Source organism: Nocardioides ganghwensis (assembly GCF_014779655.1).
GTDB lineage: Bacteria > Actinomycetota > Actinomycetes > Propionibacteriales > Nocardioidaceae > Nocardioides > Nocardioides ganghwensis.
The window spans coordinates 32,668-54,411 of sequence record NZ_JACXYX010000009.1 but is presented as its reverse complement, the minus strand read 5'-3'; the positions used below and the strand labels follow the sequence as shown (position 1 = coordinate 54,411).

The window sequence follows — 21,744 nt, the reverse complement described above, 5'->3', positions numbered from 1 at the left end:
AAAGTTGTCCATGAGCGTCTAGAAGACGCCGGATCAGTCGTGGAACGCGCCGACGGGTCCTCCCACCCGCTGGCTATCCTCGGCTCGTGACCGCCCCCGCCGACCGGCCTGTCGACTGGCCGAAGGTGCGCCTGCACGTCGTCACCGGCAAGGGCGGCACCGGAAAGTCCACGGTCGCCGCCGCCCTCGCCCTCGCCCTCGCCGGCTCCGGGCGCAACGTGCTGCTCTGCGAGGTGGAGGGCCGCCAGGGGATCGCCCGGATGTTCGACGTCGACCCCCTCCCCTACGAGGAGCGCCGGATCACCAAGGGCGCCCCCGACGAGGACGGCCGGGCCGGGCAGGTCCACGCACTGCACATCGACGCCGAGTCGGCGCTCCTGGAGTACCTCTCGATGTACTACAAGCTCGGTCGCGCCGGGAAGGCGCTCGACCGCTTCGGCGTCATCGACTTCGCCACGACCATCGCCCCCGGCGTGCGCGACGTGCTGCTCACCGGCAAGGTCTACGAGGCGGTGCAGCGGCCCAGGGGCAACCGCAACCGGGAGCAGGTCACCTACGACGCCGTGGTGCTCGACGCGCCGCCCACCGGGCGGATCTGCCAGTTCCTCGGCGTCAACTCCGAGCTGGCCGGACTGGCGAAGGTCGGTCCGATCAAGTCGCAGGCCGACAAGGTGATGGAGCTGCTGCGCTCGCCGCGCACCGCCGTGCACCTCGTCACGATCCTCGAGGAGATGCCGGTGCAGGAGACGTCCGACGGGATCGCCGAGCTGCGCGCCGCGGGGCTGCCGGTCGGCGGGATCGTGGTCAACCTGGTCCGCCCGCAGGCGCTCAGCACGGGCGCCCTCGCACAGGTGCGCAACGACGCGGTCGACCCCACCGCCATCACCTCCGACCTCGCCCGCGCCCGGGTCGACGTCGACGCCGCGCTGGTCGAGTCGCTCGTCGCCGAGGCCCGCGACCACGCCGTACGCCGCCATCTCGAGGACGAGCAGCGCGCGCTCGTCGCGGCGGAGGGCCTGCCGACCTACGAGCTGCCGCGCATCGCCGGCGGCATCGACCACGGCGCGCTCGTCGAGCTCGCCCAGCTCCTGCGCACCCAGGGGATGGCATGAAGGTCACCCCACCCGTGCTCGACATCGACGCGCTCCTGGACGACCGGACCACCGAGATCATCGTGTGCTGCGGGTCGGGCGGCGTCGGGAAGACCACCACGTCGGCCGCGCTGGCGCTGCGCGCGGCCGAGCGGGGCCGCAAGGTCGTGGTGCTGACCATCGACCCGGCGCGACGGCTCGCCCAGTCGATGGGCATCGAGCAGCTCGACAACACCCCGCGGCCCGTCCCGGGCGTCGGCGCCGGGGCCGGCGGCTCGCTCGACGCGATGATGCTGGACATGAAGCGGACCTTCGACGAGGTCGTCGAGTCGCAGGCCAGCCCGGAGAAGGCCCGGCAGATCCTGGAGAACCCGTTCTACGTCGCGCTGTCGAGCTCGTTCGCCGGGACCCAGGAGTACATGGCGATGGAGAAGCTCGGCCAGCTCCACCGGCAGGCGCTCGACGACGGCAGCCACGACCTGATCGTGGTCGACACCCCGCCGTCGCGCTCGGCGCTGGACTTCCTCGACGCCCCCGAGCGGCTCTCCAGCTTCCTCGACGGCCGGTTCATCCGGCTGCTGCTGGCCCCGGCCCGCGGCCCGGCGCGGTTGATGACGGCCGGCTTCTCGGTCGTCACGAACGCGCTGACCAAGATCCTCGGCGCCCAGGTGCTGCGTGACATGCAGACCTTCGTCGCCGCGTTCGACACGCTCTTCGGCGGGTTCCGGCAGCGGGCCGACCAGACCTTCGCCCTGCTCCAGGCCGACGGGACCGCGTTCGTCGTGGTCGCCGCACCCGAGCCGGACGCCCTGCGCGAGGCCGCCTACTTCGTGGACCGGCTGACCGACGACGAGATGCCGCTGGCCGGCCTGGTGGTCAACCGGGTCAGCCCGGCTGCGCGCACCGACCTGTCGGCCGAGGCGGCGATCACCGCCGCCGACCGGTTGCGGTCCGGCGACTCCTCGTCACTGACTGCCGGCCTGCTCCAGCTCCACGCGGACCGGGTCCGCATCGTCGAGCGCGAGCAGCACCTGTGCGAGCGGTTCGCGGCCTCGCACCCCCAGGTGCCGACGGCCTTCGTCCCGGCGCTGGCCGAGGACGTCCACGACCTCGACGGCCTGCGGACGATCGGCGAGGGCCTCGCGGACCAGGACGGGGTCAGACGCTGACGGAGCTGGACTCGACCTTGGTGCGGGCGGTCTCCAGGATGGAGCGCCACGACGAGTCCGGCCGGCGACGGAGCAGCGCACGGCGCTCACGCTCGGTCATGCCGCCCCAGACGCCCCACTCGATCTGGTTGTCCAGCGCCTCGGCCAGGCACTCCGTACGCACGGGGCAACCGGCGCAGACCTGCTTGGCCTTGTTCTGCTCCGCACCTCGCACGAAGAGTGCGTCCGGCGTGTCGCCCTTGCATGCGGCGCGCGCCGCCCAGTCCTCGACCCACATGATCTCAACCCCACGGTGTGTGTCGAGCCGGTCGGCCGCCCCCATAGCGGCCATCCCCGACTCCGCATGAAAAGTAAACGACCTGCCCCCGGTCCAGACAGGGCCGAGTGGCTCAAATCGCATAGTCCGATGTGACTACCCGGCTGCGCGGCTGGAATTGAAGGTGCTATGCGTCCTCCCCGTACTCTGGTGCCCATGCCAACACGCTCGTCCTCCCGTCCCGAGCGTCCGCAGGGACGCCCCGACGCCGGTCGTGTCGCCTCCCACCTCGCGGTCATGGGTGCCGTCGCGGTGGTCATGGGCGTGCTCGTGGCCTGCCTCGCCATCCCGTTCGCGGGCCTGGTGGGCGTGGCGGCCAAGGACGTCAGCAAGGGCATGGTCAACCTCCCGGAGTCCCTCGAGGCCAAGGACCTGTCGCAGAAGACCCGCATCTACGACGTCAACGGCAACCTCATCGCCTCGCTCTACGACCAGAACCGGATCAACGTCCCGCTGAGCTCGATCTCGCGGCCGATGGTCAAGGCGATCGTCGCGATCGAGGACTACCGCTTCTACGACCACGGCGCGCTCGACCTCAAGGGCACGCTGCGCGCGTTCATCACCAACCAGGCCAACGGCGGCGCCGTGCAGGGTGGCTCCTCGATCACCCAGCAGATGGTCAAGCAGACGCTGCTCTACCAGGCGGAGACCGACGAGGAGCGCCAGGCCGCCACCGAGGAGACGTACGCCCGCAAGATCCGCGAGCTGCGCTACGCGATCGCGTTCGAGAAGAACCACACCAAGGACTGGATCCTCGAGCGCTACCTCAACATCGCCTACTTCGGCGACGGCGCCTTCGGCGTCCAGTCCGCCGCGCGCCACTTCTTCTCCAAGAACGCCAAGGACCTCAACCTCCTCGAGTCGGCCACACTCGCCGGGCTGGTCAAGAACCCCGTCGGCTACGACCCGATCGACAACCCCGAGCGGGCCGAGAGCCGGCGCAACGTCGTGCTCGAGCGGATGGCGCAGCTCGGCATCCTCACCGAGAAGAAGGCCGAGCGCCTCAAGGGCAAGCCGATCGGGAAGACGCTCAAGATCGAGACCTCCCCCAACGGCTGCCAGCAGTCGCGGGCGCCGTTCTTCTGCGACTACGTCGTCAACTGGCTGCTCAAGGACCCCGTCCTCGGCGACACGCCCAAGGAGCGCCGCCGCACGCTCAACAACGGCGGCCTGACGATCAACACCACGATCGACCTCGACATGCAGAAGGCCGCCGACGAGGCGGTCTCGAGCCACGTCTTCCAGACCGACCAGGCCATCGGCGGCCTCGCCATGGTCGAGCCCGGAAGCGGCGACGTCCGCGCGATCGCGCAGTCGCGTCCGATGGGCAAGGACAAGAAGGGCGGCGAGACCTACCTCAACTACGTCGTCCCGAAGAAGTACGGCGACGCCAACGGCTTCCAGGCCGGCTCGACCTTCAAGGTCTTCGTCCTCGCCGAGGCGATCAACCAGGGCATCCCCCTGAGCACCACGATCAACTCGCCGCCTGAGATGAACATCCCCGACGAGGAGTTCGAGAACTGCGACGGCCCCTACGCCGGCGACGGCGAGGGCTGGAACGTCTCCAACTCCACCGGCTCGGGCACCTACAACCTCTACACCGGCACCCAGGAGTCGGTGAACACCTTCTTCGCCCAGCTCGAGGTGCAGACCGGCATGTGCGAGCCGCTCAAGCTCGCCGCCGACATGGGCGTCAAGGTGCCGCTCGCGCAGAAGGTGCCGTCGTGGATCCTCGGCGTCTCCGACAGCAACCCGCTCGAGATCGCCCAGGCCTACGCCACCTTCGCCGCCCGCGGCCTGCACTGCGAGCCACGTCCGGTCACCCAGGTGCTCGACTCCTCGGGCGGGGTGCTCAAGGACTTCCCCACCGAGTGCGAGCAGGTCATGCCCGGCGCCACCGCCGACGCGGTCAACGACATCCTGCGCGGCGTGATGGAGCCCGGCGGCTTCGGGTCGAACATCGCGATCGACAAGCCGTCGGCCGGCAAGACCGGCACCAACCAGAACAACATGTCGGTGTGGTTCGCGGGCTACACCCCCACCATCTCGACGGCCGCGATGGTCGCCGGCGCCAACGAGTTCGGTGAGTGGGTCAGCCTCAACGGCCAGGTCGTGGGCGGCGTACCGATCTACGAGGCCTTCGGCTCGACGGTCGCGGGACCGATCTGGGGCGACGCGATGGCGGCCATCTCGGCCAAGCTGCCCTACGAGGACTTCCAGGCGCCTCCCAGCGACGAGATCGCCGGCGTGCTGAGCACCGTGCCTGACGTCGCCGGCCAGAGCGTCGAGGCGGCCACCGCCACCTTGCAGGGTGCCGGGTTCACCGTCGCCGACGGTGGTCAGGTCGACTCCGAGATCCCCGCCGGGACCGTGGCCTACACCTCACCTTCCGGGGGCACCCAGCTCAGCAGCGGGGACACCGTCACGCTCTACACCTCGACCGGCACGGTCCCGCCGCCGCCCGACAGCTCCGGCGGCGGTGGCGGCGGTGGCGGCGGTGGCGGCGGGAACGGCGGGAACGGCAACGGCAACGGGGGGCGGGGCAACGGCAACGGCGGCGGCCGCGGCTGACGTCAGCCCAGCTGGCGGCGTACCTCCGCGGCGACGGCGCCGCCGTCGGCGCGACCCTTGACCTGCGGCGTCACCACGCCCATCACCTTGCCCATGGCGCGCATGCCCTCGTCGGCGGCGCCCGTCTGCGCGATCGCCGCGCTCACGAGGTCGGCGATCTCGGCCTCGCTGAGCTGCGCGGGGAGGTACTCGGCGATGACCTCGCCCTCGGCGGCCTCCTTGGCGGCCATCTCCGTGCGCCCGCCCTCCTCGAACGCCACCGCCGCCTCGCGGCGCCGCTTGGCCTCGGTGGAGAGCACGCCGATGATGTCGTCGTCGGAGAGCTCGCGGGACACCTTGCCGGCGACCTCCGCGTTGGTGATGGCGGTCAGCACCATCCGCAGGGTCGAGGAGCGCAGCTCGTCACGCGCCTTCATGGCGGTGGTGAGGTCGGCGCGGAGACGGTCCTTCAGGGCACTCATGGAACCCATTGTGGCAGCCTTGGCGAATGCCTTTCCTCCCCGCCGTACGCCGCACCCTCGCGCTCGGCGCCCTCGCCGGAGCAGGCGTGGCGACGTACGCCGCCTGGGAGGCGCGGCAGTACACCCTCCGCCACGTCACCGTCCCGCTGCTGCCGCCGGGGCACGAGCCGCTGAAGGTGCTGCACCTCAGCGACATCCACATGGCCCCCGACCAGCGGGCCAAGCAGGAGTGGCTGCGCGGACTCGCCGACCTCGAGCCCGACCTGGTCATCGACACCGGTGACAACCTCGCGCACATGCGCGCGGTGCCGGTCGTGGTCGACGCGCTCGGCGGGCTGCTCGACGTGCCGGGCGCCTACGTCCTGGGGTCCAACGACTACTACGCCCCCGGCATGCGCAACCCGCTGCGCTACCTGCTGCCCGACGACGGGAAGCGCAACACCTCGACGCCGCAGCTGCCGTGGCCGGACCTCAAGGACAGCCTCGACTCCGCCGGCTGGCTCGACCTGACCAACGGGTTCGGGACGCTGACCGTGGGCGGCACCCGGATCGCCTTCGCGGGCGTCGACGACCCGCACCTCAAGTACGACGACCTCGAGCGGGTCGCGGGGCCCGCAGACCCGGAGGCCGACGTACGCCTCGCGGTCGCGCACGCGCCCTACCTCCGCGTCCTCGACCGGTTCGCCGCCGACGGCTACGACGCGATCATCGCCGGCCACACCCACGGCGGACAGGTGTGCCTGCCGGGCGGGCGCGCACTCACGACCAACTGCGACCTCGAGCCGGCCCGTGCCCGCGGCCTGCACCGCCACCCGGCCGACTCCTCCCCCGGCGACGACGGCTCGTCCTGGCTGCACGTCTCGGCCGGGCTCGGCACCAACCCCTACGTACGCTTCCGCGTCGCCTGCCGGCCCGAGGCGACGCTGCTGACGCTCGTTCCCACTGCCTGATCCGGTGCGAGCGCGCGCCCGCCCGCAGAGTCCCCGCTCGAGCGGGGACTCCGGCACTGGGAGGGGGTTGCAACGCCCTCGGAGTGTCGGACTTCCCCCGCAAGTTCGATCCCGGCCGATGGGCGCGGGGCGATTTCGGGAGGCCCTGACCGCTCCGGTATGCTCGCCGACGTTGCCCTGACGAGTTCTCTCGGTCGGGGCGGCGGGCTGTGGCGCAGCTTGGTAGCGCGCCTCGTTCGGGACGAGGAGGCCGCAGGTTCAAATCCTGTCAGCCCGACATCCGGAGCCCCGGACCCACATCGCTGGGTCCGGGGCTCCTGTCATGTGGCACCCTGCCCCCATGGCAGACGGAACCGCAGACGACACGGGGACGGACGGCACGCCCCGCGGGGGTCCCTCGCTGGAGATGCCCTCCTTCACGCGGCGACGGAGGAAGGCCGAGGGGGCAGAGCCCGCGTCCGAGGCCGTCATGGACACCGCCGCGCCCGCGCCAGACGCCCCACCCGGGCCCGCGCCGGCCGCTCGCGTACGCCGACCGCTGCCCCGCCCGTCGCTGGCCGGCCTCCCCGCCGCGGCCGTCACGGGCGTCGTGGTGGGTGCCCTGGGCGTGCTGCTCGTCTGGCTGGCCGGCGTGGGGTGCGAGGCCGTACGCGGGACGTCGTCGTGCGGAGGCGGTCCGGGCCTTCTCGTGCTCGTCGTCGTCCTGGGTGTGCTCGCCTGGACGGGCAGCCTGCTGCTGCGCGTCCTCGCCGTGCCTGACGCCGGGTCAACGAGCGTCCTCGCAGTGGGGATCCTGGCGGTGCTGGTGATGGTCTTCCTGCTGGGCTCGCTCGAGCAGTGGTGGACGGCCGTCGCCGTCCCGGTGGCGGCGGTCGCGGCCTACTGCTCGGCGTGGTGGGTCACCACGGCCGTCGTCGGCGAGGACTGACCAGGACCGTCCGTCTCGGCGTGACGCCGTCCCTGGACCGCTGTGGTCGCCACGAGGGCCAGCACCGCGAGCATGCTGACCATCAGGGAGGGGACGGTCAGCGAGGCGACCAGCGCGTGCGGGCCGCGTTCCCATACGTCAGCGGTGTCCTTGTTGACCCATCCGTCCTCGCCCAACCTGACGACGGCCGTGACCAGCTCCAGGACCACCCCCACGACAGCCGCCGGCAACGACACCGACAGGACCCAACCGAGCACCCGCTGCGTCCGTGTAACGGCGGCTCGGCGGTAGCGCCAGGCGAGCACCGTCGCCGTGACGAGCAGGGGCATCTGGACGAGATGGAAACCGATGTGGAGGAAGCTGGTGTCCCCCATCGCGGCGAAGGGGAAGACCACGAGGAAAGCGATCCACACGAGTCCGAGCAGGATGAGCGGGGTGCGCACGGCAACCTCCTGGGGCAGGGAGCTGGATCCTCCTGAACCTAGGAAGCTGCACGTCAGCCGGCATCGGCCCTTTCGCCTAAGTCGCCCCTCCAGGCGAGCACCGCGTGCACCCGACGGTTCTCCAACGGGCCTTCGGGCAGGGCGAGCTTGGCGAAGACCGAGCGCAGGTGGGCGTCGACCGTACGCTCGGAGATGACGAGCCGCTCGGCGATGCCCGCGTTCGACAGGCCCTCCGCCAGCAGTCCGAGCACCTCGCTCTCCCGGGCGGTGAGCGGATCCAGGCGAGACGGGCCGCCACTCGCAGGGGTGGGCTCCACGGGCTCGGGAAGGGTGAGCGCACGGGAGCTCCCGACCACCACCAGCGCGAGCGCGGCGTACATCGCGGTGATGACCAGCGTAGCCGAGCCGTCCGTCGCGACCGCGCCGCACAGCATCACCAGGGCGGCGCCGGTCAGGCTGGCCAGCGCGACAGCGGCGAGTCTCCGCGTGGCCTCACCCGTGGCCCGGACCGCGGCGGCGAGGCTCACCGCCGGCCCCAGCAGCACTGTGGACAGGAAGGCCAGGTTGAGGGTCATCCCGATTCGGTCCCCCGGTCCCCAGTCGACGAGGACGTCTGCCTCGAGCGGCGCGAAGTCGCCGAAGAACAGCACGAACCCGGCCACGGCAGCGAGACCGAGGGCAGTCACCAGCACCAGGGGCCACCGCGCCAGGCCCCGTCCGAGGTAGCGCACCGCCAGCAGCGGCAGGAGGGAGAACGCCGCGATCAGCGGCAGGTGCCCGACGCCTCCGGCGACGGCCAGCGCCCATGCAACAGCGGAGTCCGGCGCAAGGCCCGACGCGAGGGAGGCGCCGGCGAGCAGGACGGGCCAGGCCAAGGCGCCGAGGACCAGTGCTGCGACCGCCTGCCTCCACCTGACCCAGCCCTCGTCGAGGCGCAGGTGCACCCACGTCATCGCGCCGGCGGAGGCGGCTGCCGCGACCGGAAGGGCGTACGACGTCCCCCAGAACGGTGTGCCCGCGGCGCGGGCGTACGCCGTCAGCGCCGTGGCGCCGACCGCGAGGACGGCGACCCACATGGCGAACCGGACTCGGGTGGGGTGCGCGTGCACCCCACCAGTATCACCGCGCTGCGGCGACCAGCTCGGCGATCTGCACGGTGTTGAGGGCAGCGCCCTTGCGCAGGTTGTCGTTGCTGATGAAGAGCGCGAGGCCGCGGTCGCCCGGGACGCCGGGGTCCTGCCGGAGCCGGCCGACGTAGGACGGGTCCTTGCCGGCGGCCTTCAGCGGCGTCGGGACCTCGTCGAGCTCGACGCCCTCGGCGGACGCGAGGATCTCGCGCGCCCGGTCGGGGGTCATCGAACGCTCGAACTCTGCGTTGACCGCGAGCGAGTGGCCGGTGAACACCGGGACGCGTACGCAGATGCCGGACACCAGCAGCTCGGGCAGGCCGAGGATCTTGCGGGACTCGTTGCGGAGCTTCTGCTCCTCGTCGGTCTCGTTGAGCCCGTCGTCGACGATCGAGCCGGCCATCGGCAGCACGTTGTAGGCGATCGGCTCGACGTACTTCACCGGCTCGGGGAACGTGATCGCCGAGCCGTCGTAGGCCAGCTCGCGGGCCTTGTCGCCCGCCTCGGCCACGCCGTTGGCGAGCTCGTCGACGCCGGCGACGCCCGAGCCGGAGACGGCCTGGTAGGTCGAGACGACGAGCCGGGTCAGGCCGGCCTCGTCGTGCAGCGGCTTGAGGACCGGCATCGCTGCCATCGTGGTGCAGTTGGGGTTGGCGATGATGCCGCGCCCGGCCTCGATGACACCCGCCATCGCGTCGGGGTTGACCTCGGCCACCACCAGCGGGATGTCGGGGTCCTTGCGGAAGGCGCTCGAGTTGTCGACGACGACCACCCCGGCGTCGACGAACTTCTGGGCGAGTGCCCGGGAGGTCGTCGCACCCGCGGAGAAGAGGGCGATGTCGAGACCGGCCGGGTCGGCGGTCTCGGCGTCCTCGACGGTGATCTCGCGATCGCCGAAGGGCAGCACCGTCCCGGCGGAGCGCGAGGAGGCGAAGAAGCGGACCTGGTCGGCCGGGAACTCCCGCTCGAGCAGGATCTGGCGCATCGCGACGCCCACCTGGCCGGTGGCGCCGACGATGCCGATGTTCACCCTGCTGCTCATCGGCCGGTCCCCCCGTAGACCACGGCCTCGACCTCGTCGGCGTCGAGGTCGAACGCCGAGTGCGTGGCGCGTACGGCGTCGTCGACCGAGCTCTCGTCCACGACGACCGAGATCCGGATCTCCGAGGTGGAGATCATCCCGATGTTGACCCCCGCGGAGGCCAGAGCGGCGAAGAACTTCGAGGTGATGCCCGGGTGCGAGCGCATGCCCGCGCCGATCAGCGAGACCTTGCCGATCTTGTCGTCGTAGAGGAGCTTGTCGTAGCCGACCTCGGCCTGGATCCGGGCCAGCGCGGTCATCGCGACCTGGCCGTCGGTGCGCGGCAGGGTGAAGGAGATGTCGGTGAGGCTCGTCGCCGCAGCGGACACGTTCTGCACGATCATGTCGAGGTTGATCTGCGCCTCGGCCAGCGCCTCGAAGATCCGCGCTGCCTCGCCGACCTTGTCGGGGACGCCGACGACGGTGATCTTGGCCTCGCTGCGGTCGTGGGCCACGCCGGCGATGATGGGCTGTTCCATGGTGTCTTCCTCGCTGGGTCCGCTGGTCTGGGGGTCACTGACGACCCAGGTGCCTTCGAGCTGGCTGAACGACGACCGGACGTGGATCGGGATGCCGTAGCGACGGCCGTACTCCACGCACCGCAGGTGCAGGATCTTGGCGCCGCACGCGGCGAGCTCGAGCATCTCCTCGTAGGAGACCTTGCTGAGCTTGCGGGCGGTCGGCACGATCCGCGGGTCGGCGGTGAAGACGCCGTCGACGTCGGTGTAGATCTCGCACACATCGGCCTCGAGCGCCGCCGCCAGCGCGACGGCCGTCGTGTCGGTGCCGCCACGACCGAGCGTGGTGATCTCCTTGGTGTCCGCGGAGACGCCCTGGAAGCCGGCGACGATGACGATGTGGCCCTCCCCGATGGCCTGCGTGATGCGACCGGGCGTGACGTCGATGATCTTGGCCTTGCCGTGCACCGAGTCGGTGATGACGCCGGCCTGCGAGCCGGTGAACGAGCGGGCGGTGAACCCGAGGTCGCTGATCGCCATCGCGACCAGCGCCATCGAGATCCGCTCGCCGGCCGTCAGCAGCATGTCCATCTCGCGCGCCGGCGGGAGCGGCGAGACGCCGTTGGCCAGGTCGACCAGGTCGTCGGTCGTGTCGCCCATGGCGGAGACGGCGACGACGACGTCGTGCCCGGCCTTCTTGATGTCCACGATGCGTCGGGCGACGCGCTTGATGGCGTCGGCGTCGGCGAGCGAGGAGCCGCCGTACTTCTGCACGACAATGCCCACGATTGGTCCTCGGGATCGGGGTGCGGCCGTCAGCGGCCGCGGTGCTCTGGCGTGCCTGCCGGCGCCGTTGCCGCCAGGCCACCGACGATTCTACGGGCGGGCGGCAGGTGCGTCCTCGAGCATCTCATCGGCGACGGCCACCGCGTCGGCGTCGGCCTCGAAGTCGGTGTCGAAGCGGTCGTGGGCGACGACCGTCAGCAACGCGTTGAGCGCCGCCCCCGCGAGATTGCCCCAGTTGTTGACGTAGGAGAACTGCCACCACCACAGCGCCTCGTCGACGTTGCCCCCGCGGAAGTGGCGCAGGCCGTTCTCGAGGTCGATGGCGATCGAGGCGAGGTCGTCGGAGAGCCGGCTCTCGACGAGCTCGGGGATGTAGGGGTCGAAGACGAACGTGTAGGCGTCCACGTCCTCGAGCATCTCCGCGAGCCGCAGGCGCAGCTCGTCGATGTCGGCCTCCGGGCCGACGTCGGGCTGGAACTCCTCGCGCGGCGTGAAGTCGGTCTGGGCACCCAGCCGGGCCCCCGCGAGCAGCACCTGGCTGATCTCGAGCAGCAGCAGCGAGATCGCCTGCGCGCCGTTGCCCTCGCGCGCGATGGCGCGCAGGGCGAGCAGGAAGCTCTCCACGGAGTCGGCGATCTGCTCGCCGAACCGGCTCTGGTCGGCGTCTGTCATTGGGCTGCTCTCCTTCCGGCGAATGCACGTCCGAGCGTGACCTCGTCGGCGTACTCGAGGTCTCCACCCACCGGCAGTCCACTCGCCAAGCGGGTCACGCGCAACCCCATGGGCAGGAGCAGGCGCGTGAGATAGGTCGCGGTGGCCTCGCCCTCGAGGTTGGGGTCGGTGGCGAGGATGACCTCGGTGACCGTCCCGTCGGCGAGGCGCGGCATGAGCTCCTTGACGTGGAGCTGGTCGGGTCCGATGCCGTCGATGGGTGAGATCGCCCCGCCGAGGACGTGGTAGCGGCCGCGGAACTCCCGCGTGCGCTCGATCGCCACGACGTCCTTGTACTCCTCGACGACGCACAGCACGCTCGGGTCGCGCCGCTCGTCACGGCAGATCCGGCACTGGTCGTCCTCGCTGACGTTGAAGCAGGTGGAGCAGAACTTCACCCTGGCCTTGACCTCGATGAGCACGTCGGCGAGGCGGCGTACGTCGGTGGGCTCGGCCTGCAGCAGGTGGAAGGCGATCCGCTGCGCGCTCTTCGGGCCCACGCCGGGGAGCCGGCCGAGCTCGTCGATGAGGTCCTGGACGACACCCTCGTACAAGGTGGGTTCGCCTCAGCCCAGGCTCGGGGGCGGGAAGCCGAGACCGCCGCCGGCCCCGCCGCCGAGGCCGTCGGTGAGCGGGCCGAGCGACTCGCCGGCCAGCGCCTCGGACTTGGCGCGAGCGTCGCGGTAGGCGGCGACGATCAGGTCGGAGAGGTCCGACAGGTCGTCGGGGTCGGTGCCGTCGAACTCGCCCGCGCGGATCGTGACACCGACCAGCTCGCCCACACCGTTGGCGGTCACGGTGACGGCGCCGCCGGCCACCGTGCCGTCGACGGTCTGCCGGGCGAGGTCGGCCTGCGCCTCCTCGAGCTGCTGCTGCATCTGCTGGGCCTGCTGGAGCAGGGCGTTCATGTCGAAGCCGCCGCCGCCGAGGGCGTCGAAGGGGTTCTGGGTCATCGGGTCTCCCGCGTGGTGGTGGTCATGGGTCAGTCGTTCCTGATCTCCTCGATCAGCTTCGCGCCGAGCGTCTGGCTGAGCAACGACTCGGTGTCGAGGGCCGCCGACTCGGCGTCGGGGTCGTCGGGGTCGGCGTCGTCGTCGGGCGAGTGCACCGGCGCGGCCGGCTCAGCGGGGCCGCCGCCTGCGCGGGCCGCCTCGAGGGCCTCGCGCGCGGGGGCGGCGGAGACGGGTGGCGCGGCCGGAGGCGCGGGCTCGGCGGTCGGCACAGCCGCGTCGCCGGTGACCCAGGCGGGAGGGCCGTCGGGGGTCTCCGGGGGTGGGGCGGTCGGCGCGGGGGCGGTCGGCGCGTCGGTGGAGGCCTGGCGTACGACGGGGGCCTCGGCAGCGGCACCGGAGGGGTCGACGATCGACTCCACGCGCCAGTCCATCCCGACGACGTCGATCGCGGCCTGGCGCAGGATCTCGTCGCACCCGCCGTTGACGAAGGAGTCTCGCGCGCCCGCGTTGGCGAAGCCCACCGTCAGGCGCTTGCCGTCGACGTCGACGACATGCGCGTGCTGGGAGAGCACCATCCAGGCGAGGCGGCGACGGTTCTTGGTCTGCTCGAGGATGTCGGGCCACAGGCGGCGTACGTCGACGAGGCTCAGACCGCCCCGGGGACCGGCGGGCTGCTCGGCCACCGGCGCGTCGGGGCCCGCGGCGGCAGCGGCCGGAGCCGGGTCGGCGGGCGGCGGCTGGTGGGCGGCGGGTGCCTGCTGGGCGGGTGGGCCGGTCGGCATCGGCGGCGGGGGCGGGGGACCGTCCTGCGCCGCGGCCGGGGCGCCCGCGGGCGCGCTCGGCATCGGCGGCGGGGGTGCCGGCTCGTCGCGCACCGGCACCGGCGCGGGCGCCGTGGCCTCGACCGGTGGCGGCGCCGCCTGGGGCGCAGCCGCACGAGGTGCGGTCGCCCGGGGCTCGGCCGCCTGCGGGGCGGCGGTGACGTCCATCCGACGCTCGAGCCGCTCGAGGCGTGCCATCACGCCGTCGGAGGTGTGGTCGGCCCCCGGCAGCAGGACGCGGGCGCACAGCAGCTCGAGGAGCAGCCGCGGCGCCGTGGCGCCGCGCATCTCGGTGAGACCGGCGGCCACGATGTCGGCGGCGCGGCTCAGCTCGATCGCGCCGAAGCGGGCGGCCTGCGCCACCAGCCGCTCGCCGGCGTCCTCGGAGACGTCGATGAGACCGGTCGCGGGCGCGTCGGGGACGGCGGTGACGATGACGAGGTCGCGCAGCCGGCGCAGCAGGTCCTCGGTGAAGCGACGCGGGTCCTGGCCGGTCTCGACGACCTTGTCGACGACCGAGAAGACCGCGGCACCGTCGCGGGTGGCGAACGCCTCGATCACCTCGTCGAGGAGCGAGTCGGGCGTGAAGCCGAGCAGGTCGCTCGCCAGCTTGTGGGTCACGCCGGCGGGACCGGCACCGCCGAGGAGCTGGTCGAGCACGGAGAGAGTGTCGCGAGCCGAGCCGGCTCCGGCGCGCACCACCAGCGGCAGCGCTGCCGACTCGATCGCCACGCCCTCCTCGCCGGCGAGCTGGGTCAGGTAGTCGCTCAGGAGGCGCGGGGGGATCAGCCGGAACGGGTAGTGGTGGGTGCGCGAGCGGATCGTCGGCAGCACCTTGTCGGGCTCGGTCGTGGCGAAGATGAACCGCAGGTGGGGCGGCGGCTCCTCGACGAGCTTGAGCAGGGCGTTGAAGCCCTGCGTGGTGACCATGTGGGCCTCGTCGATGATGTAGACCTTGTAGCGGTCGCGCACCGGGGCGAAGAACGCCTTCTCCCGCAGGTCTCGCGCGTCGTCGACACCACCGTGGGAGGCGGCGTCGATCTCGATGACGTCGATCGAACCGGGGCCGCCCCGGGCGAGGTCGCGGCAGCTGTCGCACTCGCCGCACGGGTCTGAGATCGGCGCCTGCGCACAGTTGAGCGCGCGGGCGAGGATGCGCGCGGAGGTGGTCTTGCCGCAGCCACGGGGCCCGGAGAACAGGTAGGCGTGGTTGACCCGGTTGGCCGCCAGCGCGGCTCGCAGCGGCTCGGTCACGTGGTCCTGCCCGATGACCTCCTGGAAGGTCTCGGGCCGGTAGCGGCGATAGAGCGCGAGCGGTGACTCCACGTCGTGAACCCTAACCGTGCCCACCCACAGCGACCACCGCGCAGGGTCCGGACATGAAGAGGCCCCCCACGCACCCGTCAGAGCTCACTTACCCTTGCTGCCTTCCGGCCCTGGGGGAGTTGGGCGAGGTGACGCCGCGTGGGGGGTTGCCGGGGAGTCTAGGCGAGCCCGTGACGGCCGCCCAAACCCGGGGCGGACCCGGACGCCGGTACGCGATTTCACCGCCCACCGGACCGACCGGTACTCTCCTCGGCGGAGGTATCGCCTAGTGGCCTATGGCGCTCGCTTGGAAAGCGGGTTGGGTTAATAGCCCTCGGGGGTTCGAATCCCCCTACCTCCGCCGCTGACGAAGGCCCCGCACCGAGTCCGGTGCGGGGCCTTCGGCGTGCGTACGCCCGCCTCAGACGAGCTGCGCGGTCTGGAGCTCGATCGTCGGGTGCACCGTCACGTCGAGGCTCGAGGGCTTCGCACCGTCGCGAACGAGCAGGTCACCGATGGCGGCGATCATCGCGCCGTTGTCGGTGCACAGGCCGAGTCGCGGCACGCGCAGCTCGATGCCGGCCGCGTCGCAGCGCTCCTGCGCCAGCGAGCGCACCCGGCTGTTTGCCGCCACCCCGCCGACGATCACGAGGGTGTCGACGCGCTGGTCCTGGCAGGCCAGCAGGGCCTTGCGGGTCAGCACGTCGGCGACGGCCTCCTGGAAGCTCGCCGCCGTGTCGGCGACGTCGAGGTCCGGGGTGCGCTCGACGTAGCGCGCGACCGCGGTCTTGAGGCCGGAGAACGAGAACCCGAGCCGGGAGTCGTTGCGACCGGTCAGCGGGCGCGGGAAGCGTACGGCGGTCGGGTCGCCGCCCGCGGCGACCCGGTCGATCACCGGACCGCCCGGGTAGGGCAGCCCCAGCAGTCGTGCCACCTTGTCGAAGGCCTCCCCCGCGGCGTCGTCGAGGGTGTCGGACAGGTGCTCGATGGGCGTCCGGGTCAGGTCGCGCACGTGCAGCAGCGAGGTGTGGCCGCCGGACACGATCAGGCCGACGCTGCGCGCGGGGAGAGGGCCGTGGTCGAGGGTGTCCGCGGCGGCGTGGCCGGCGAGGTGGTGCACGCCGTAGAGCGGGAGCCCCGTCGCGGCGGCGATCGCCTTGGCCGCGGCCACGCCGACGTGCAGCGCCGTGGCCAGCCCGGGCCCGGTGGTGACGGCGATGGCCCCGACGTCGTCGAGGGTCAGGCCGGCGTCGTCGAGCGCGGCCTGGATGGTGGGCACGATGGCGTAGACGTGGGCGCGCGCCGCGATCTCGGGGACGACGCCCCCGAAGCGCACGTGCTCCTCCATGCTGGAGGCCAGCGCCTGGCCGAGCAGGACGCCGTCACGGACCAGGCCGACGCCGGTCTCGTCGCAGGACGTCTCGATTCCGAGGACGATGGTCATGGCGTCAGCGCAGCCTCGCCGCGAGCCCGTAGCGCCACTCCTCGGAGATCAGCAGGCTGCCCTCGTCGAGGCGGCGCTCGACCGCGTCGACGAGCATCGCCGAGGCCTTCTCGGGATAGACGCGCTCCCACGACAGCTCGGCGCGGTGCTCGAAGACGTGGTGGATGACGCTGGTCATCAGGTCCTTGTCGACGGGCGGGGCGAGGAAGTTGCTGCCGGCGAGGAACGTCTCCGACCGGTCGGAGCCGAAGCGCAGGGTCACGCACGGCACCTCGAGGACGTTGGCCTCCTCCACGATGCTGCCGGAGTCGGTCACGATCACCGCGCACATCGACATCGCTGCGACCACGTCGAGGTAGCTGTCCCACACGGGCGTCGAGATCAGCGCGTCGCCGTACCTGGCCTCGAGGTCCTCGAGCCACTGGCGGCGCCCGAAGTTGTCGATGGCCGACTCGGTGCCGAGCAGGCGGATGAACAGGACGTGGTGGCCCTGCTCGAGCAGCGACTCCATCGCGTCCATGAGCAGGTTGAACCGCTCGCGGTTGGTGGTGTTCTCGCGACGGTGCACGCAGAAGCGGAGGAACGAGCCGTCGCCCATCTGCGGGAACTTCTCCAGCACCTGGTTCTTGTCGCTGCCGGCGATCGCCTGCTCGAGCGCGTCGACGACGGAGTTGCCGACGACGTCGATCGCCGCCGGGGCGAACCCCTCCTCGAGGAGGAACTCACGGTTGAGCTCGACCGGTGCGGCGTGCAGGTCGGACCCGGCGTCGGCCACGCGGGTGTTGAACTGCTCGGGGGACGGCTCGCGGCTGCCCTTGGACCAGCTCGCCCGGTCGATCGACTGGTCGCGGAACGAGGCCCAGTCGAGGTCGGCGCCCTGCTCGATCCACCCGCGCAGCACCTCGGGTCGCGGCGAGAGCGTACGCAGCCCGGCCTCGACGTGCACGAGCGCCTGGCGCTCGCCGAAGGTGGCCAGCGCGCCCGCCATGGCCGTGGTGGTGTCGCCGTGGACGTAGGTGATGGGGAAGCCGCCGCGCTCGGCGAAGCCGCGCAGGTACTGGGCGAGCTTGGCGGTGATGCCGGACACGAGGTCGTTGACGCCGCCGCGGACCTCGAGGTTGATGTCCTCCTGCACCCCGAACTCGTCGAGCATCGACTGCGACAGGTTGTGGTCGTAGTGCTGGCCGGTGTGGCAGAGCACGACGTCGTGACCGCGCTCGCGCAGCTCGTGGTAGATCGGCGCCTGCTTGATGATGTCGGGCTTGGTGCCGACGACGACGATGTGCTGGCTGTTCTCGTGGGACATGGGTTCCTTCGACGGAGGCCTGGGGAGCAGGCCGGGGAGGTGGTGCGTGGTTCAGAGGAGATCTTCGCGCGTGCTGGCCGCCAGGAGCGAACGGAGGCGGTCCAGGGTGCCGGTGTCCAGCGCCTTCTCCTTGTCCAGCACGTAGACCGCGTCCTCGTGCGTGACGATGATCAGGCCGCGCGCGCCCAGGGTGACCACCGGCCGCCCGTCCATGCTGGCGACGAGGGTGTCCTCGGCGTCGAGCTGGAGCGCCGGGCCGATGGAGGTCACCCGCTGGTCGTGCAGCACCCGCTCCAGCCGGGTCCACGTGCCGACGTCGGTCCACCCCAGCTGCCGCGGCACGACCAGGCACTCCATCCCCGCCCACATCAGCGGGTAGATCTCGTGCCCGCCGATGGCGGCACCGCGGTAGCCCAGGTCGGAGGTGTGGCCGCGCGCGAAGCGCTCGATCGAGTCGAAGATCAGCGGCAGCGCCGACCGGTAGGCGTCGCACGCCCGCCCCACCCGTACGCCGTAGCAGGCGGTGTTCCAGTAGAGGGAGCCGGACTCGCTGAGCTCCTCGACCGTCTCGAGGTCGGGCTTCTCGTGGAAGGACTCGATGACCTCCACCGCCCCGTCGCCGCCCTTGGTGTGGATGTAGCCCAGGCTCGGGTCGTAGCGCGTGGGCTCGGCGCCCAGGACGACCATCGACTCGGGCGACTCCTCGAGCTGGGCGAGCATGTCGCGGGAGGCGGAGTTGAACGCCTCCTCCTCGTTGATCAGGTGGTCCGACGGTGCGATCAGCGCGGGCGCGTTGCCGTAGCGGTGCGACAGGGTCGCGATGCTGAGCGCGAACGCCGTCGCGGGACCGGCGGGGTCCTCCTCGAGGATGAGGTTGTCGGCGGGCACCGGGCCGAGGTTGGCGCGCGCCGCGTCGGCGAAGCGCGCGCGGGTGGAGACGTGGATCCGGCTCGGGTCGACGATCTCGCTCAGCCGCTCGATCGTGCCGGTGAGCAGCGGCCGGTCGCGGACGACGGGCTGGAACTGCTTGGGCGCGCGGTCACGGCTGATCGGCCACAGCCGCGATCCCTGGCCACCGGCCAGGATGACGGCGATCGGCTCGTCCGGGGTCTCGGTCATGCCTCGATTCCACCACGCCGTGCCCACCGGCGTCGGGGCAACGGCTCACGAGCGCCGCAGCAGCGGGCGCAGCATCACGGCCAGCGCCAGCAGCGACCCGGCGACGAGGCCGGACCACAGCAGGATCGCGCGCGGGGTGGTGAACAGGTCGACCTGCTCGGGGGCCGGCGGCGCCTGGGTGTCGGCACGGGTCTCCCGCTCGGTGGACTCGACCCGGCCCTGACGACCGGGCTGGATCAGCCGGGTGAGCGCGTCGTGGGCCTGCACCACGCCCGCGCCGTTCCACGGGTTGGCGACCACGTCCTCGCCGGCGCGCGCCACACCCGAGCCCTCGGTGGTCGCCTGCAGGCGTGCGACGAGCTGGGCCGGCGTCTCTCGCGGGAAGCGTTCGCGCAGCAGCGCCAGGATGCCGCTGACCTCGGCGGCGGCCCACGAGGTGGCCACCTGCTCCACCACGCACACCTGCTCCGTGGCGTTGGCGGAGATCGCGCCGAGCGTCGGCGCCGCGACGTCGGTGTCCGCGTTGGGCACGACGTAGGTGCTGGGGTTCTCGTCACCCGGCGGCGCCGCGCTGACGGCGAGCACCCCCGGGTAGTCGGCCGGATAGACGGAGGCGTCGCTGTCGGGCGTGCCCTTGAACCCGGAGTCGTCGGTGTCGGTGTCGGCGTTGCCGGCGGCTGCCACGACCACCAGGTCCAGCGCGACCAGCCGGGCGACCGCGGCCTCGAGCCTGGGGTCCGACTGGGGCACCGCGAGGGAGATGTTGACGATGTCGAACTGCTGCTGGGGCTGGGCGTCGATGACCGCCTCGATCCCGGCGACGATGCCGGCGGACGTCACCGGCCGCTCGCCCTGGGCGGTGTCGGCGTCGTCGGCGTCGTAGACCTTGACGTCGAAGACCTCGGCGTCGGGGGCGACGCCCTGCGGACCGGCGATCAGGCCGGCGACGATCGTGCCGTGCCCGGAGAGGAAGGCCTCCGCGACACCGGGGATCCTGACCCCTCCGACCCGGGCGAGCCCGTCGACCGGCACCACACCGCTGTCGACGACCGCGACCTTCACGCCGCGACCGGTCGCGAGCTCCTGCGCCTGCTCGACGTGCATCCTGTCGAAGGCGAGGTTGTCCTCGGTGTGGGTGTCGGCGAGTCGCTCCGAGCCCGGGACCTCGCCGGGGAGGCACGGCGCGGGGTGGTCGGCCGCGGCGGGGCCGGCCCACACGGGGACGACGGAGGCGGCCAGCACGCCGGCCGCGACAGTCGTACGCAGCAGCGAGCGAGCCATCAGCCGGCGTCCGCCGTCGAGTCCTCCGGCGGGGGCGCGTCCGCCGGCACGCGTCGCGCCGCGTTGGTGGACAGCGGCACCCCCGGCTCGAAGAACTCCAGCCACGAGCTCGGCACCAGCGGCGGGTCGACGTCGGCGTAGCCGATGTAGTCCGGCACCTCGGGGCCGATCAGCTCGTACTTGGCCCCCTTGGTGTCGATGACGAACGGCATGCCGGCGTCGGCCGCCACGCCCGATCCGGAGAGCACGTAGGCCCCGGCGCTCGGCTCCACCTCGACGGCGTGACGTCCCTGCCGTACGTCCGCCGGGTCGGCCGCACCGGTCGGGTTGGTCGCCAGGCTGAAGGACGCGGTCGACCGGGCGTCGGGGTGCAGCTCGGCGCACAGCGCGCCGTTGGCGATCGCCTGCGGGACGCTGTCGGGCCACTCGGCGGGGGTCTTGGGGTCGGCGAACGACGCCGCGAGGTCCTCGGGGACCTCCCGCGCCGCCACGCCCACGACGCCGTAGACCATCGCGTCGAAGTCGCTGAGCCGCTCCGGCTTCTCGTCGCCGAGCAGGTAGTAGGCGCCGGTGTCGGAGAGCAGCAGGTCGCCGATGCGGAAGCGCGTGAGGTCGGTGCCGGTGCTGCCGTAGGGCACCCGCTCGCCGCGACGGGTGACCCCGAAGGAGCCGCGCTCCAGCTCGTCGCCCGGCGGGAAGAGGTTGAGCCACGCCTCGTCGACCTCGGTCGCGGAGGCGCCGAAGCCGAGCCGGTTGCCCAGCGTCGAGGCCTGCGTCTCGTCGACCGGCATGGGGAAGCGGTAGGCGGTGCCCTGCTCGCTGCCGACGGCGGGCGCGGTGGCGATCAGCCACTGGGCGCCGTCGCTCTGGACGAGGAAGGCCGACTCGACCAGGTCCTCGACGGTCGGCGTCTGCTGAACGGCGAGCTTGATGCCGACGCCGGCACCGGTGCACGCGGTCCAGCCGTCGTCGACCAGCTCGTCCGCGGCGGGCAGGCCCGCCGGGGCGGCATCGATGCCGAGGTCCGGGCCGAGCTGCACGGTGCGGATGTACTTGTCGCGCACGGTGTAGGGGGTCAGCTCGTCCTCGCCGAGCAGGAGCTGGGCCGAGACGTAGTTGGGGACCCGCTGGAGCATGGGGTCGTCGCCGGCGCGGAGCACGACGTACTGCTCGCCGGTGTCCTTGGAGATGACGAAGCTGCCCTTGTCGAGCCACTGCGCGGGCGGACGGCCGAGCAGGAAGCCGGCGATCGCGGCCCCGGCCAGGAGCAGCACGGACAGCGCGACCCCACCGATCAGCACCCGACCGGGACGCACCGGCTCGACCTCACGGCCGCCGGGGGCTCCCGAGACGAACGCGGTGACCAGGCGGCGGCGGCTGAAGGCGTGGGCCTCGACGAGGTCCTTCTTGGTCGCCATCGAAA

Annotated in this window: 20 protein-coding genes, 2 tRNA genes and 1 other RNA gene; 7 read left to right on the top strand and 16 right to left on the bottom strand. The window is 72.0% G+C overall.

The features are described from left to right. The first annotated feature begins 86 nt into the window (after positions 1-86). Together IEZ24_RS12250 and IEZ24_RS12245 are read left to right on the top strand one after the other, a co-directional pair. Positions 87-1,112 (top strand): ArsA-related P-loop ATPase, encoded by a 1,026-nt coding sequence (locus IEZ24_RS12250; RefSeq protein ID WP_191192855.1) that lies wholly within the window; start codon positions 87-89, stop codon positions 1,110-1,112. Further along, positions 1,109-2,260, top strand: a complete 1,152-nt coding sequence (locus IEZ24_RS12245; protein ID WP_129454137.1) for an ArsA family ATPase — start codon at positions 1,109-1,111, stop codon at positions 2,258-2,260. The genes IEZ24_RS12250 and IEZ24_RS12245 overlap by 4 nt, the downstream gene beginning before the upstream one ends. On the opposite strand, the gene IEZ24_RS12240 is transcribed toward IEZ24_RS12245, so the two are convergent. Next, positions 2,250-2,537: a WhiB family transcriptional regulator gene (locus tag IEZ24_RS12240; RefSeq protein WP_129454136.1), complete on the bottom strand. Its 288-nt coding sequence runs from the start codon at positions 2,535-2,537 to the stop codon at positions 2,250-2,252. The genes IEZ24_RS12245 and IEZ24_RS12240 overlap by 11 nt on opposite strands. A 195-nt stretch (positions 2,538-2,732) precedes the next feature. Here IEZ24_RS12240 and IEZ24_RS12235 point away from each other — a divergent pair, with 195 nt between their 5' ends. After that, positions 2,733-5,147 (top strand): penicillin-binding protein, encoded by a 2,415-nt coding sequence (locus IEZ24_RS12235; RefSeq protein ID WP_191192854.1) that lies wholly within the window; start codon positions 2,733-2,735, stop codon positions 5,145-5,147. Between the two features lie 2 nt (positions 5,148-5,149). On the opposite strand, the gene IEZ24_RS12230 is transcribed toward IEZ24_RS12235, so the two are convergent. Then, entirely contained in the window at positions 5,150-5,608 is a 459-nt protein-coding gene (locus tag IEZ24_RS12230; RefSeq protein WP_129454135.1) for a GatB/YqeY domain-containing protein, read from the bottom strand. Between the two features lie 26 nt (positions 5,609-5,634). On the opposite strand from IEZ24_RS12230, the gene IEZ24_RS12225 reads away from it, so the two are divergent. From IEZ24_RS12225 to IEZ24_RS12215, 3 genes are all read left to right on the top strand, one after another. Beyond that, the gene (locus IEZ24_RS12225; protein WP_129454134.1) at positions 5,635-6,558 is read left to right on the top strand and encodes a metallophosphoesterase; all 924 of its coding nucleotides are present in this window, start codon (positions 5,635-5,637) and stop codon (positions 6,556-6,558) included. Positions 6,559-6,761: 203 nt separating this feature from the next. Then, positions 6,762-6,835 (top strand) — tRNA-Pro (locus IEZ24_RS12220). A gap of 63 nt (positions 6,836-6,898) precedes the next feature. Continuing rightward, entirely contained in the window at positions 6,899-7,486 is a 588-nt protein-coding gene (locus IEZ24_RS12215; RefSeq protein ID WP_129454133.1) for a hypothetical protein, read from the top strand. Here the strand turns inward: IEZ24_RS12215 and IEZ24_RS12210 are convergent. The 9 genes from IEZ24_RS12210 to ffs all read right to left on the bottom strand — a co-directional run bounded on the left by IEZ24_RS12210 (position 7,438) and on the right by ffs (position 15,340). Beyond that, entirely contained in the window at positions 7,438-7,929 is a 492-nt protein-coding gene (locus IEZ24_RS12210; RefSeq protein ID WP_129454132.1) for a hypothetical protein, read from the bottom strand. The genes IEZ24_RS12215 and IEZ24_RS12210 overlap by 49 nt on opposite strands. A gap of 53 nt (positions 7,930-7,982) precedes the next feature. Next, positions 7,983-9,038 carry a helix-turn-helix transcriptional regulator gene (locus IEZ24_RS22360; protein ID WP_242498411.1) on the bottom strand — a complete coding sequence of 352 codons (1,056 nt, stop codon included), beginning with the start codon at positions 9,036-9,038 and terminating at the stop codon, positions 7,983-7,985. A gap of 10 nt (positions 9,039-9,048) precedes the next feature. Further along, positions 9,049-10,098, bottom strand: a complete 1,050-nt coding sequence (locus tag IEZ24_RS12200; RefSeq protein ID WP_129454131.1) for an aspartate-semialdehyde dehydrogenase — start codon at positions 10,096-10,098, stop codon at positions 9,049-9,051. Further along, positions 10,095-11,381: an aspartate kinase gene (locus IEZ24_RS12195; protein WP_129454130.1), complete on the bottom strand. Its 1,287-nt coding sequence runs from the start codon at positions 11,379-11,381 to the stop codon at positions 10,095-10,097. Before IEZ24_RS12195 ends, IEZ24_RS12200 begins: the two co-directional genes overlap by 4 nt. 90 nt (positions 11,382-11,471) lie before the next feature. Continuing rightward, on the bottom strand, positions 11,472-12,053 hold the full coding sequence (locus tag IEZ24_RS12190) for a DUF5063 domain-containing protein (RefSeq protein ID WP_129454129.1): 582 nt from the start codon (positions 12,051-12,053) through the stop codon (positions 11,472-11,474). Continuing rightward, a complete protein-coding gene (recR, locus tag IEZ24_RS12185; RefSeq protein ID WP_129454128.1) occupies positions 12,050-12,646 on the bottom strand; it encodes a recombination mediator RecR in 597 nt (198 codons plus the stop codon). The genes IEZ24_RS12190 and recR overlap by 4 nt, the downstream gene beginning before the upstream one ends. Positions 12,647-12,658: 12 nt before the next feature. Further along, the gene (locus IEZ24_RS12180; protein WP_129454127.1) at positions 12,659-13,045 is read right to left on the bottom strand and encodes a YbaB/EbfC family nucleoid-associated protein; all 387 of its coding nucleotides are present in this window, start codon (positions 13,043-13,045) and stop codon (positions 12,659-12,661) included. 29 nt (positions 13,046-13,074) lie between these two features. Beyond that, positions 13,075-15,192: a DNA polymerase III subunit gamma and tau gene (locus IEZ24_RS12175; protein WP_129454126.1), complete on the bottom strand. Its 2,118-nt coding sequence runs from the start codon at positions 15,190-15,192 to the stop codon at positions 13,075-13,077. Between the two features lie 57 nt (positions 15,193-15,249). Then, positions 15,250-15,340: signal recognition particle sRNA small type (gene ffs, locus IEZ24_RS12170), an RNA gene on the bottom strand. Positions 15,341-15,446: 106 nt separating this feature from the next. Between ffs and IEZ24_RS12165 the strand changes: the two genes are divergently transcribed. Next, positions 15,447-15,532, top strand: a tRNA-Ser gene (locus IEZ24_RS12165). A 60-nt stretch (positions 15,533-15,592) separates the two neighbouring features. On the opposite strand, the gene tsaD is transcribed toward IEZ24_RS12165, so the two are convergent. From tsaD to IEZ24_RS12140, 5 genes are read right to left on the bottom strand one after another with little or no spacing between them, the layout of a single operon-like run. Beyond that, on the bottom strand, positions 15,593-16,615 hold the full coding sequence (gene tsaD / locus IEZ24_RS12160; protein WP_129454125.1) for a tRNA (adenosine(37)-N6)-threonylcarbamoyltransferase complex transferase subunit TsaD: 1,023 nt from the start codon (positions 16,613-16,615) through the stop codon (positions 15,593-15,595). Between the two features lie 4 nt (positions 16,616-16,619). Beyond that, a complete protein-coding gene (locus tag IEZ24_RS12155) occupies positions 16,620-17,921 on the bottom strand; it encodes a UDP-N-acetyl glucosamine 2-epimerase (RefSeq protein ID WP_129454124.1) in 1,302 nt (433 codons plus the stop codon). Positions 17,922-17,972: 51 nt separating this feature from the next. Beyond that, positions 17,973-19,040: a sugar phosphate nucleotidyltransferase gene (locus IEZ24_RS12150; RefSeq protein ID WP_129454123.1), complete on the bottom strand. Its 1,068-nt coding sequence runs from the start codon at positions 19,038-19,040 to the stop codon at positions 17,973-17,975. 45 nt (positions 19,041-19,085) lie between these two features. Beyond that, positions 19,086-20,321 (bottom strand): S8 family serine peptidase, encoded by a 1,236-nt coding sequence (locus IEZ24_RS12145; RefSeq protein WP_129454122.1) that lies wholly within the window; start codon positions 20,319-20,321, stop codon positions 19,086-19,088. Further along, positions 20,321-21,739 (bottom strand): type VII secretion protein EccB, encoded by a 1,419-nt coding sequence (locus IEZ24_RS12140; protein ID WP_129454121.1) that lies wholly within the window; start codon positions 21,737-21,739, stop codon positions 20,321-20,323. The genes IEZ24_RS12145 and IEZ24_RS12140 overlap by 1 nt, the downstream gene beginning before the upstream one ends. Between the last annotated feature and the right edge of the window lie 5 nt (positions 21,740-21,744).